This window comes from Clostridium estertheticum, assembly GCF_026650985.1.
GTDB classification, from domain to species: domain Bacteria; phylum Bacillota; class Clostridia; order Clostridiales; family Clostridiaceae; genus Clostridium_AD; species Clostridium_AD estertheticum_C.
The window spans coordinates 1,104,257-1,117,783 of record NZ_CP086239.1 but is presented as its reverse complement, the minus strand read 5'-3'; the positions used below and the strand labels follow the sequence as shown (position 1 = coordinate 1,117,783).

Genomic DNA, 13,527 nt, shown 5'->3' with positions numbered 1-13,527 from the left:
CTTTTACTAGTATAGTTAACAAATATACTAACATTATACACTTATCTTATAAATTAAAATAGTCTATTATTCGTTTTCCATAATTAGATCACTACCATCTACAAGAATTACATCAACACCAACTTTCTTAACTTTTTCCCATGGTATCTCAATACTATTGTTTTTATTAAACCAAGATGATCTTTGAGTTGGCATTAAAATTGAAATGATTTTATAGTCATCACAATCCACTTTTAAATCTTTAATATATCCCATTTTGGACCCTGAATTTATATCTATAATTTCCATCTGTCTTAAATTGTTAATTGCAAACATTAAGCTTTCCATTTTATTCCCCCCTAGAGTGTTTTAAACCTTTATATTATCTATATTCATTAGACACTAAGAATATATTTATAATTAGAATTTTATTTTATATTTTTAAATAAGGCACATGAAAATAAATAATAAGTCAAAAATAATAGTATACTGACTTGTTATTTATTTTCATATGCCTAATACCAATCCAGAATTACGCTACACCATTTTATTAATTTCCTTTTGCAATCTTTTTATTATTCTTTTTTCAAGCCTTGATATATAAGATTGTGATATTCCAAGTATATCAGCAACTTCTTTTTGTGTCTTTTCTGTTGTTCCATTTAATCCAAATCTTAGTTGCACAATTTCTTTTTCTCGTGAATTTAACCGTTGCATCGCAAGCCAAAGTAATTGCTTGTCTACATCTTCTTCAATAATATTATAAACCACATCATTGTCGGTTCCAATTATATCAGAAAGCAATAATTCATTACCATCCCAATCAACATTTAGAGGTTCATAAAGAGAAATTTCAGTTTTTATTTTACTATTTCTCCTAAGATACATTAGAATTTCATTCTCAATACATCGTGATCCATATGTAGCAAGCTTAATTTTTTTTTCAGGATCAAAGGTATTAACCGCTTTAATAAGCCCTATAGTTCCTACTGAAATCAAATCTTCAATATTCACTCCTGTATTTTCAAACTTCCTTGCTATATAAACTACGAGCCTTAAATTCCTCTCGATTAAGGTGGCTCTTACACTTTTATCCCCGGTATCAAGTCTAACTACCAATTCGTCCTCTTCATCCTTAGTCAAAGGAGGTGGTAACGCATCGTTGCCTCCTATATAAAACAAATTGTTTGAAAATATTTTAAATTTAGCAAATAACTTGTTTAACATTACTTTAAAATTAAACATAATTTCCTCCTTATCCATATTATTATTCAAAACAATTACTAATTTTAACCTTATTAACTGAGTATCCCCCTAGACATAAGCCCATTATAATCATTATCTTTGCTTAATTTATACTCACAAAATGCTACAATTACATCTTTTGTTTCTATATTTTTCTTATTAATATGAATGTTAATATACTCTGGCTTAAATCCAATAAATCTACCACTAGTTCCATTTACTACAGTATAAGGAATGAAGTATGTATTGTTTTTTTCCAGGGAAATTTCGCTTAAAATATTCCGTTCAACAATCAATACCGGTAGATTGGAAGCAGGCTCGCGAAGCTCATTTCCAGTATCTAAAAATGCTTTAATAGTTTTTATATAATTCTTATTTACTATATCTACTGTGTATATAAGTGTAGATATTTTTTTCCTATCTTCTACAAAAATTACGACCCTATATATAACTATATAAATGATCATTACTGAAAGTAGCAGCTTTTCATAAGGAAAATTTATTATAACTACATCAAATGACATATCCTTTTTACTATTCATTTGAATAAAAAAACACATCCCAGCTAAAAGAATTGAGTATAATAAAAAGATTAATGAAGCTTTAATATTAAATAAAAGTCTTTTTTCATGAAATGCAATAACTATCATAACAATTACTATTAATATCTTAAAAGGTAAAAATGTCAGCCACTTAAGACTAGGGTACAATACTGTTATAACATATAAGCTACCTACTAGACTTGAAATGAATAGCCACTTAAGCTTTACTCTTTTTCTTAACGTTTGAACAGTAACGTGTAATATGAATAGATTAACTATAAAATTTACTAATATAAGAACATCTACATATACTACCATCCTCTCTTCCTCCTTTAAGATTATTATATAACTATTAGCATCAGAATTTTGTCATTTTTTACCACATACAACTATTTTTATTCCTTCATAAAGCGTCACTTATTCCCATATTATTGTAAATACATTTATAATTGTTCTAAACGCAAATAAAGTGCCCAAAGGGCACTTTATAATTTAATTTATATTATTATTTTATATTATTATTTATTTTGTCTTCTTAAAAAAGCTGGAATTTCTAAATCAGAATCTTCGTAATCTTTAGTATACGCAACTTCTTCGTTAGGAATAACCGTTTCTTTTACTTTAGGTTTTTGCACAATTTTATTTTGTTTTACTACATTATCACTTTCAAAACCAGTTGCAATAACCGTTATTCTTATTTCATCTTTTAGCTCTTCATCTATAACTGCTCCAAAAATAATATTAGCATCTGGATCAGCCGCCCCTTGCACAATCTCTGCAGCTTCATTAATTTCAAGTAATCCAAGGTCCATTCCACCAGTAATATTTAAAAGTACACCCGTAGCACCAACTATAGATGTTTCAAGTAATGGGCTTGAGATAGCTTGTTTTGCTGCCTCTTGGGCTCTGTTATCGCCAGAAGCTCTACCAACTCCCATATGTGCAAGGCCTTTTGCAAGCATAATTGTCCTTACATCTGCAAAATCCAGATTTACAAGGCCTGGTATTGTAATCAAATCAGATATACCTTGTATACCTTGTCTTAAAACATCATCTGCCATTTTGAAAGAATCCATCAATGTAGTTTTCTTATCAACCATAGTTAATAATCTTTCATTTGGTATTGTTACTAAAGTATCTACTGTTTCTTTAAGGGTTTTTATTCCTACTTCAGCATTAATCATTCTTTTCCTGCCCTCAAACGGAAATGGTTTTGTAACAACTCCTACAGTAAGTATCCCCATAGATTTAGCAATTTCTGCGACCACAGGTGCAGCACCAGTACCAGTACCACCACCCATACCTGCAGTAATAAACACCATATCTGCACCCTTTATTGCTTGGGATATTTCTTCTTTACTTTCTTCTGCTGCTTTCATACCAATTTCTGGATTAGCACCTGCTCCAAGTCCCTTAGTAAGTTTATCACCAATCTGAATTTTTTGAACAGCATGAGAAAGAATTAAAGCTTGCTTATCTGTGTTAATAGCTATAAACTCTACGTTTTTAAGCCCTTCCATAATCATCCTGTTTATAGCATTGTTTCCTCCGCCACCACACCCAATTACTTTAATTTGAGCAAACTCTTGAACATCAACATCAAAATCTAACACAACAATACCTCCTTTTTAGAAAAAATCCGCAAAAAAGCCTTTAACTTTTGCCGCTAATTTATTCTTCCCTTTTGTATTTTGTTTTTTTGACCATTTATTATCGTGCGATTGTTCATCTGACTCTTCAAATGAACTAGTATTAGTTTTAAGATTATTAACAGCCTGAAGCACTATTCCTACTGCTGTAACATATATCGGGCTAGCTGCACCTACATATTCAGGAGATCCTACTCTCACTGATTTTTCAAGTATATCTTTACTTAAATCATTCATGCCTCTAAACAAAGATATACCTCCACCAACTATTACTACTCCTGAAACTTCCTTATAAAACCCACTATTTAACAAATTTCTTTTAATTAAATGTAATAATTCTTCTACCCTAGCACAAATTATATCAATTAATAAATTGTTATCAATCTCCATTAAATTATTATAAGAATCTTTAACTCTAATCTTCTCATCATCAACTTCTGCCCCCTTAATAAGGCTTCCATATTTAAGTTTTAATCTTTCACCTTCACTAAAAGGAACTTTAAGACAAACTGATATATCATTAGTTATGTTATCTCCACCCAATTGAACAATAGATGTATATTTTAATTTTCCACTCTTATAAATTGATATATCAATAGTCTGAGCTCCAACATCAACAAGTGCTATTCCCATATCTTTCTCTTCTTTTCGAAGTACAGCCTCAGATATTGCTGATGGTTGAAGCACTATACCATTTACTTTAATTCCAGCTCTTTTAACACTTTTCAATAAATTACTAACTGCTGTAGATTGCGCCATGACAACTTGTCCCTCAACTTCGAGTCTTATTCCACTCATCCCTCTAGGATCTTTAATATTGTCATATCCATCAACAATATATTGTTCAGGCTCAACACCCACTATTTCTTTATCGGCCGGAACTGAAATAAGTTTAGCTGCTTCAATTACTCTATCCACATCACTTTGTTTGATTTCCCTGTCTTCAGAAGATATTGCAATCATGCCAGTATTCCTCACTAATTCGCAAATTCCTCCAGGCAGTGATATATATCCTTCACTAATTTGCGTATCTGTCATACGTTCCAATTGAATAACACATTGCTTAATAGCTTCAGCTGTACTATCTATGTCTATTACAACTGATTTATTTAAACCACTACATACAACTGATGTAATGCCTATAATCTGAAGTTTTCCATTGCTGTTAATTCTACCAACTGCTCCACATATTTTTGATGACCCTAAATCAATTCCTACAATCTGTTCATTCATTAAGTTTATCCCTCCTCGTAAGAGAAACCTCAAGTGTATATATTCAACAAGAAAATAAAATTTCCTCCTATTTTTATCTTTTTTAATAAAAAATTTATTCTAAATTTAAATACGGTCAAAAGTTTTTACATTTTATTGTATAATTGAATATTTATAACTTTAATTTCAATTTAGTAAACTATATTAACCTAATAATACTTAAAAGATAATTTATTTTCATACACTAAGTATAATATCAATATATAGAAAATGCAATGTTATATTATATGGGAATATTCCCAAGTTAATATTTTCTTATAATTTTATAAAATTAATTATAATTTCAAATTGAAATAGAACAAGCTAAAAGCCATAATTTATCTTTGCTTTTAGCTTATTTAAATTGTTAATTAAAGTGCTAACATTCTTACCATCATTTCATTGTCAACAGAGTAAGTTATTGCATCATCTTTAGATATAACCGATCTTTTATATAAATCTGAAATTGACATATCCATAGTTTTCATACCATATTTCCCGCCGGTTTGAACACAAGACTGTAATTGATGTGTTTTACCCTCACGAATAAGATTTTGAATTGCTGGGGTTGATATCATTACCTCAAGAGCAGCGACCCTTCCTTTTTCAGTTATCTTAGGTATTAATTGCTGTGAAATTATTCCCTGCATCACTGCAGCCAATTGGACCTTAATTTGTTGTTGTTGATATGGAGGAAATACATCCACTATTCTATCTACTGTTTTTGCTGCACCTATAGTGTGTAGTGTAGAGAAAACCAAATGTCCAGTTTCAGCTGCAGTAATAGCTATAGAAATTGTTTCAAGATCTCTCATTTCACCTACTAATATAACATCAGGATCTTCTCTAAGGATTGCTCTTAATGCATTTTGATAATTTTTACTGTCTTTTCCAATTTCTCTTTGATTAATAATTGATTTATTGTGTTTGTGCAGATACTCAATAGGATCCTCAAGTGTAATAATATTACATGCTCTAGTTGAATTAATTTCGTTAACCATAGCCGCGAGTGTTGTACTTTTACCACTTCCTGTAGGCCCAGTCACTAAGACTAAGCCCCTTTGTTTTGTGGTAAGTGCGCGAACAACATCTGGAAGTTCAAGTTGTTTAAGTGTAGGTATCTTTAATGCGACTACTCTAACAGCAATAGTATCGCTTCCTCTTTGCTTATAAACATTAACTCTAAATCTTCCAAGTCCTCCAATAGAGTAAGAAGTATCAATCTCACCATTATTATAATATTCTTCATATGAATCATCCAATATTTCTCTTGCGTATTTTTCAGTATTTGCTGGAGTTAATTTATCTTCACCAACTTGCATTAGATGTCCATTAACTCTAATAACCGGTACTGATCCAACTGTTAGATGTAAATCTGATGCATTTTGTTCTATTGTCCATTTTAATAACTCGCTAAGAGATTTCATCTTTTGTCCTCCTGTTTTTTAGTGAAGTTCATAATATTAATCTTGTATAGTTAATTTTAATTTTCAAATTACACTATTCAAGATTTTTATTTTACTTACAATTGTACATTCTATAATTATACCATAGTTGCTCTAGTTTCCTAGAACTATTTACCAATTTTTTTCGTACTATTTAATTCTTTATTAAGCTTCTTCAATGCTCTTTTCTCAATTCTTGATACATATGATCTCGAAATTCCAAGTATCAATGCAATTTCTCTTTGAGTTCTAGGGTTACCATCAAGTAATCCATAACGCATTTGAATTATTGTCTTCTCTCTATCCATTAAAGCTACGTTTATCTTATTATACAACTTTTTAATTTGTATCTTACTTTCTACTATATCAATTATAGAATCTTCATCACTACTAAGTACATCCATAAGTGATATCTCATTTCCCTCTTTATCTGTGCCAATAGGGTCTTGCAGATACACTTCACCCTTTGTTTTCTTATTATTTCGAATAAGCATAAGTATTTCGTTTTCTATGCACCTTGCAGCATAGGTAGCAAGCCTTGTTCCCTTATTTGTATCAAAAGAATCAATGGCTTTAATAAGTCCTACAGTTCCAATAGATATGAGGTCATCTACATCTTTTCCAGGATAGGAATATTTTTTTACTATGTGTGCTACTAGTCTTAAATTTCGTTCAACAAGTATTCCCTTAGCTAGTAAATCGCCTTCCCCAAGCTTTATTAAATAAAATTTTTCTTCTTCTTCACTTAATGGTTGAGGGAATGAACTACTACCAGTTATATAAGCTGTCAAAAATGTAACATTTCCAATCATATCTAATAAACAATTCATGAAAAACACAGCTGTTCCTCCTAATAGAGCTTATTAATATAATATGAATTGTTTTATTAAAAGTGCCTGTACTTAGAAATTTTTTTAATCTTTATATAAATTTATTACTGCATATTTTTAAGCGCATTAACTACTTTTTTAAATATTGGAGCAGCTGTACCTCCACCTTCTTCATCTGCAATACCTAGTCTATTCATCTTAATATCATTCACATATACAACCATAGAATAATTTTTTTCATTTAAAGTGAAAAACCCTACAAACCAGCCATCAGATTTGTTTCCTTTCTCATATGTAGTAGTACCTGTTTTCCCGCCTATATCCATACCTTTAATGTAAGCCGCATCACCGGTTCCTTTATTCACAACATCAATCATATGAAGTTTAACCGTTTCTGCCGTTTCTTTTTTTAATACGGTAGTGGTTATAAGTTTAATTTTCTCTAAAACTTCTTTCTTGTCATTTACATATGCATCTATTATACTTGGCTTAACATATACTCCATTATTTATAATAGTATTGGGAATGCTAAGTGCTTCTAATGGGGTTATTGTAACATTTTGACCAATGGCTGTCTGGCTCGTTTGGGCATATGTAGGATTTGATATATCCTCCTGAAAGTTACCAGTATCCTCTTGCTGAAAATTTAATACTTTACTTAACATGCCTTGTTTTCGGGCATAATTATATATATTTTGAACGCCAACCTTCCAACCTATCTGAGCGAATATGTTATTTGAAGATTTGACTAAAGCCTCTGCTACAGTAAATGTATTTCCTTTAAAGTTCTCTTGGGTGAATAATTTAGGATTTATTGTAAAATGCTCGCTATTATCTATTTTATTCATATCTATACCAGCTTCATCAACAATAACCTTAAAAATTGATCCTGGCAAAGCACCATTAGTACTCGGATATCCTAGATTTATATTATATGCATTATCATCTTTTTGTGCCATAGCCCTTATTTTTCCACTACTACTCTCCATTAGTACAACACCAATTTTATTATATTTTTCATTGTGAAGAATATACTCAACTTTATCTTGAATTTGTTTATCTATTGTAAGCCTTACATTTATGTTGTTTTTAGGCGTAACAGTTGTAGCTGCTCCCATTTCACCATTAACTCCTTTAGCAAATCTAGTTTTTGTGTATTCATTCCTTTTAGTTTTATTATATATTTGCATTTCCAGCGAATCAGCGCTCTTAGATACAGTATTACTAACTTCCTTTTTAGATACTGGGTTAACACTCATTTTATTATAAGTTGTACTTGTCAATATATTTTCTGTCCTCCAATACCCATCCTTTACAACATCAGTAGAACAATAAGTATAAAACCCTTTTACCTTTTTAATATCTTTAAGCTTTTCATATGTAACTTTATCAATTTCATATCTTAATTTTTCTCCATTACCGGTTCCTTTAATTTTTTCTAAATCATATGTTTTATTGTAATTTCTAAGTGTAATTGTTAATGTTTCTAAGTCATATTTACTGGTGAATTCATTAAATCTAGTATAATCCACCGGATCTATAATCGCATAATATTTTTCTTTATAAGTTAAAAGGTCATCTCCATTACAATCAAATAACTTATATAAAGCACCATATTTTTCATCAATAGTATACTGTGCATCAGCCATTGTTTTTAATGGCTTTGAGTTAAAATACATGTAATTTGAAACTCGATAAATTAAAAAACAAAATAATAGCGTAAATAAAACCATCACTAGCCAAGTTCTTTTTCTAATTTCATTATTTTGATTCGAGTAACCAAAAATGTTGTTTCTACTAGACATAAAAACACCTCCCCTAGACTAATTCTAGCCTAAAATGAGATGTTTTATACTGCTCATGTATTATTTTTATCGCCTTTGTAGTATCTGACTTATATTTGCATTAATTATATCAATAGCTACCTTGTTATGTCCACCTTCTGGTATTATAATATCTGCGTATCTTTTAGTAGGTTCTATAAATTGCTCATGCATCGGTTTAACTACGTTTAGATATTGCTTTATAACAGACTCCATTGTTCTTCCTCTTTCTTTAATATCCCTTGTAAGTCTTCTTATAAATCTTACATCTGCATCAGTATCTACATATATTTTAATATCTAACATATCACGAAGAATTTTATTATCCAATATAAGTATTCCTTCAAATATAATTATATCCTTAGGTTTTACAGAAATTGTTTCTTTTGTTCTGTTAAATATTTTAAAATCATATATAGGTTTTTGAATAGCTTTACCTTTTAAAAGAAGATTAAAATGTTCCACTAAAAGCTGCGAATCAAATGCATCAGGATGATCATAGTTTGTTTTAATTCTATCTTCAAGAGAAAGTTCACTTTGATCTTTATAATAAGAATCTTGCTCAATCATAGCAATACATGACTCATCAAAATGTTTATATATTTCTCTAGCAATAGTGCTCTTTCCAGAACCTGTCCCGCCAGTTATACCGATTAGTATAGGATGATTCATCACTTTTTCTCCTTAGCCTTAATAAGGATATCATTTTCGCAAAGTTTTTCCTTAACAATTACAGTAAAGATCATCTGAGCACTTGGGGCAGATGGTATACTTTCTCCCTTAGAGTTTTTCATATCATCTAATGTAATTAAAATGTTGTCGCCTTTTGGTCTTAGTACTTCAACAATATCGCCAAGATACGTTTTATTTTTTTGTTCAATTGTTGCAATATTACTTTTTTCATCATATTTTCTTACTACTCCAACTATATCATAATTTCTAATATATGACGAAGATTCATATATCTGATTGTTAGGATCCCCAAAATAAAATCCAGTATAGAATTGTCTGTGACTAGGTTTTAATAGATTATCCAACCATTTTTGTTGAAATTTATAATTTGCTCCATCTGTTACATACGCATCCAAGGCTTCCCTATAGGATTTACATACAGAAGCGACGTAATATGAGCTTTTCATTCTTCCTTCTATTTTAAAGGACATTACACCTGATTCCATAAGTTCTGGTATGTGTTCTATCATACATAAGTCCTTTGAATTCATTATATAAGAGCCTTTATCATCTTCAATTATTGGAAAATATTCTCCATCCCTTTTTTCTTCCATTAAAAAATATTTATATCTGCATGGCTGAGCACATTGCCCACGATTTGCATCGCGACCAGTCATGTAATTTGACATAAGACATCTTCCTGAATATGACATACACATAGAGCCATGAACAAAGGCTTCAAGTTCACAAGTATCAGGTAATTTTGCTCTAATTTCTTTAATTTCTTTTAACGATAATTCTCTTGCAAGAACAATTCTTTTAACCCCTTGTTTATGCCAAAAAATAGCAGACTTATAATTTACATTATTAGCTTGAGTGCTTAAATGTATTTCTAAATTTGGTACTACTTCCCTCGCTGTCATAATAATTCCTGGGTCAGATACAATAATAGCATCTGCGCCTATCTCATATACTTCTTTTAAATAATCTTCTAGACCATTTAAGTCATCATTATGAGGAAAAACATTTAAAGTAACATAGACCTTTTTACCCCTTAAGTGTGCAAATTCTATTCCTTCTTTTAAATCTTCATTACTAAAATTATCGGCAAACGCCCTTAAATTTAATTTACTTCCGCCTAAATAAACCGCGTCTGCGCCAAAATTTATAGCTGCTTTCAATTTTTCTAAATTACCTGCTGGTGCAAGTATTTCTGGTTTCATAAGTTTTATTCCCCCCTATCTGCTACCTATATTCTTTCTTACCGTAACTGATATGCCATCTCCCATTGGTATTACAGAAGTTATAAGGTCATCATTACTAGATACTAGTTCTAAGTAGCTTTTCATACGTTTTATTATAGTGATTTTTCTATGTGTTGCAAGTTCTTTTGATGCAACCATTCCTCTAAATAATACATTATCTGCAATAAGAACTCCATCTTTTTTTAAAAGTCTTAAGCAATTAGGAAGAAAATGATTATAATGTCCTTTACCCGCATCCATAAAAATCATATCATATTCATCCTGGAGACTTTCTAAAAGCTCTAAACAATCTCCTTTTACAATAGTGATTTTACTTTGCAGTCCGCATTTTGCTATATTAGCAGTTGCAATTTCTATCATTCTTTGATCTCTTTCAATAGTTGTAATTTCACTTAAACCAGATGATGCGATATTCATTAAAATAGCAGAATATCCTATAGCAGTTCCAAGTTCTAAGATCTTTTTAGGTTTATTCATTTTTACCATTAACTCTAAAAATTTTGCAGTTTCCTTTTGAACTATAGGAACTCTGTTTTTAATAGAAAACTTTTCTAGATCATCTAAAATACCACTATTACTTGGTATAAGTTCTCTTAAATATTGCTCCATATAATCATATGTTACCCCACTCATTTACTTTCCTCCAAAATTAATAACACAAGTTATCTAAATTCCTTGCGCTTCATCTTTATATTAATATGTATATAAAAAACTTTTATATTAAAAAAGAAAACCATATAAATTAATTATGCGGTTTTCTTTTTTATTAATAAAATTATTTACTTTTTGTTTTATTTATTTCTTTTTGCCACCGGCTCTTTTTCTTTCACCTGAGTCTAATATTCTTTTTCTCATCCTAATATTTAGAGGAGTAATTTCAACTAGCTCATCTATTGCTATAAATTCTAAGCACTGCTCTAGTGACATAGGTTTTACTGGAACAAGTTTTGGTGATTCATCTGCTCCTGAAGATCTAGTGTTTGTTAATTGTTTCTTTCTACAAACATTTATTTCCATGTCTCCACTTCTTGCACATTCTCCAGCAATCATTCCAGCATATACAGGTACTCCTGGTTCTAAGAAAAGAGTACCACGATCTTGAGCATTAAATAATCCGTAAGTTATAGTTTCTCCACCTTCAAATACAATTAGTGAACCCCTACTTCTGTCTGGAATCTCGCCCTTAAATCTATCGTAACCATCTAGAACGTGATTCATTATACCATTACCCTTAGTATCGGTCATAAGTTCACTTCTAAACCCAATCAATCCTCTTGATGGTACTTTAAATTCTAATCTAGTGTATCCATTTATAGCAGAAGTCATATTAACCATTTCTGCTTTTCTAGGTCCCATTTTTTCCATAACAACGCCCATAAATTCTTCTGGAACGTCAATTGTAAGGAATTCAATTGGCTCTGTTTTATGTCCATCTTCCTCTTTGTATATAACATTAGCTTTTGACACTTGGAATTCATATCCTTCACGTCTCATAGTTTCAATTAGAACTGAAAGATGAAGTTCGCCTCTTCCACTTACTTCAAAACCATCTGCTTCTTCAGCTTCTACTACTCTTAAACTAACATTTGTTTCAAGTTCTTTCATAAGTCTATCTCTTATGTGTCTTGATGTTACAAAAGTTCCTTCTTGACCTGCAAAAGGAGAATTATTAACCATGAAATTCATAGTTAAAGTAGGTTCATCAATTTCAACGAATGGAAGTGCCTCTGGCTCAAGTGCATCAGCTATTGTTTCACCAATGTTAATGTTTGGAATACCAGAAACTGCTACTATATCACCAAGCATTGCTTCTTCAGTTTCTACTCTCTTAAGTCCATCATAAACGAAAAGAGCTGAAACTTTAACGTTGCTTATCGATCCATCTTTAGCTATAAGTGCAACTTGTTCATTTCTTTTAATTGATCCTCTTTGGATTTTTCCTATTCCAATTTTTCCAACATACTCATTATAATCAATAGTAGAAATAAGCATTTGAAGTGGCATATCTAAATATCCTTCTGGTGCCTTTACATTCTTTACTATAGAATCAAATAATGGTTCCATGTTATCACTTACATCATCAACTTCAAGTTTTGCAAACCCTTCTCTAGCAGAAGCATATACAACTGCAAAATCTAATTGTTCATCATCTGCTCCAAGTTCAACAAATAGGTCAAAGACTTCATCAAGAACTTCAGTTGGACGAGCATCTTTTCTATCAATTTTGTTTATAACAACGATAGGTCTAAGGTCTAATTCTAATGCTTTCTTTAAAACAAATTTAGTTTGTGGCATTGGACCTTCATATGCATCAACTACAAGAAGTACACTATCAACCATCTTAAGCACACGTTCAACTTCTCCACCAAAATCAGCATGTCCTGGAGTATCAACTATATTTATTTTAATTCCATTATGCATTACTGCAGTATTTTTAGAAAGAATTGTTATTCCTCTTTCTTTTTCTAAGTCATTTGAATCCATTACTCTCTCTTGTACTTTTTCATTTGCTCTAAAAACATTGCTTTGTTTAAGTAAACAATCCACTAGTGTTGTCTTGCCGTGATCTACGTGGGCAATAATTGCTATATTTCTAACGTCATTTCTTGTAAATAAATTCATATTAATCCTCCAATTTTTTTCATGTGTTTACACATTTTACACAAACGAAAATTGGATACGCCTTGAAGTATCCAATTTTCGCATTTACTATACTTATTCTAATATTATCTTGCAAAAAAGTCAACTGTGTCTGTTACTCAATATTAAGAAATGATAAATTCACTTAAATTATATCATTTAATTAGTTTTTTTATTATATAATCC

General features: G+C 30.6%; 12 protein-coding genes. All 12 read right to left on the bottom strand.

Annotation, left to right across the window (positions count from 1 at the left end; genetic code table 11):
- Window positions 1-66: 66 nt before the first annotated feature.
- Window positions 67-327: a YlmC/YmxH family sporulation protein gene (locus LL038_RS05630; protein WP_216121506.1), complete on the bottom strand. Its 261-nt coding sequence runs from the start codon at window positions 325-327 to the stop codon at window positions 67-69.
- Between the two features lie 189 nt (window positions 328-516).
- Window positions 517-1,224 (bottom strand): RNA polymerase sporulation sigma factor SigE, encoded by a 708-nt coding sequence (sigE, locus tag LL038_RS05625; protein WP_216121508.1) that lies wholly within the window; start codon window positions 1,222-1,224, stop codon window positions 517-519.
- Window positions 1,225-1,277: 53 nt separating this feature from the next.
- The gene (gene spoIIGA / locus LL038_RS05620) at window positions 1,278-2,084 is read right to left on the bottom strand and encodes a sigma-E processing peptidase SpoIIGA (protein ID WP_216121510.1); all 807 of its coding nucleotides are present in this window, start codon (window positions 2,082-2,084) and stop codon (window positions 1,278-1,280) included.
- A 200-nt stretch (window positions 2,085-2,284) separates the two neighbouring features.
- A complete protein-coding gene (gene ftsZ, locus LL038_RS05615) occupies window positions 2,285-3,379 on the bottom strand; it encodes a cell division protein FtsZ (RefSeq protein WP_216121512.1) in 1,095 nt (364 codons plus the stop codon).
- A 15-nt stretch (window positions 3,380-3,394) separates the two neighbouring features.
- Entirely contained in the window at window positions 3,395-4,648 is a 1,254-nt protein-coding gene (ftsA, locus tag LL038_RS05610) for a cell division protein FtsA (protein ID WP_216121514.1), read from the bottom strand.
- A gap of 389 nt (window positions 4,649-5,037) precedes the next feature.
- On the bottom strand, window positions 5,038-6,093 hold the full coding sequence (locus LL038_RS05605) for a type IV pilus twitching motility protein PilT (protein ID WP_216121516.1): 1,056 nt from the start codon (window positions 6,091-6,093) through the stop codon (window positions 5,038-5,040).
- 146 nt (window positions 6,094-6,239) lie between these two features.
- Entirely contained in the window at window positions 6,240-6,941 is a 702-nt protein-coding gene (sigK, locus tag LL038_RS05600; RefSeq protein WP_253199872.1) for an RNA polymerase sporulation sigma factor SigK, read from the bottom strand.
- Between the two features lie 104 nt (window positions 6,942-7,045).
- Window positions 7,046-8,746, bottom strand: coding sequence for a penicillin-binding transpeptidase domain-containing protein (locus LL038_RS05595; protein ID WP_216121520.1), 1,701 nt, complete (start codon window positions 8,744-8,746; stop codon window positions 7,046-7,048).
- Window positions 8,747-8,812: 66 nt separating this feature from the next.
- Window positions 8,813-9,436, bottom strand: coding sequence for a uridine kinase (udk, locus tag LL038_RS05590; RefSeq protein WP_216121522.1), 624 nt, complete (start codon window positions 9,434-9,436; stop codon window positions 8,813-8,815).
- Entirely contained in the window at window positions 9,436-10,659 is a 1,224-nt protein-coding gene (locus LL038_RS05585) for a peptidase U32 family protein (protein ID WP_216121524.1), read from the bottom strand. The genes udk and LL038_RS05585 overlap by 1 nt, the downstream gene beginning before the upstream one ends.
- 15 nt (window positions 10,660-10,674) lie before the next feature.
- Window positions 10,675-11,334 carry an O-methyltransferase gene (locus LL038_RS05580; RefSeq protein WP_216121526.1) on the bottom strand — a complete coding sequence of 220 codons (660 nt, stop codon included), beginning with the start codon at window positions 11,332-11,334 and terminating at the stop codon, window positions 10,675-10,677.
- A gap of 162 nt (window positions 11,335-11,496) precedes the next feature.
- Window positions 11,497-13,323: a translational GTPase TypA gene (gene typA, locus LL038_RS05575; protein WP_216121528.1), complete on the bottom strand. Its 1,827-nt coding sequence runs from the start codon at window positions 13,321-13,323 to the stop codon at window positions 11,497-11,499.
- Between the last annotated feature and the right edge of the window lie 204 nt (window positions 13,324-13,527).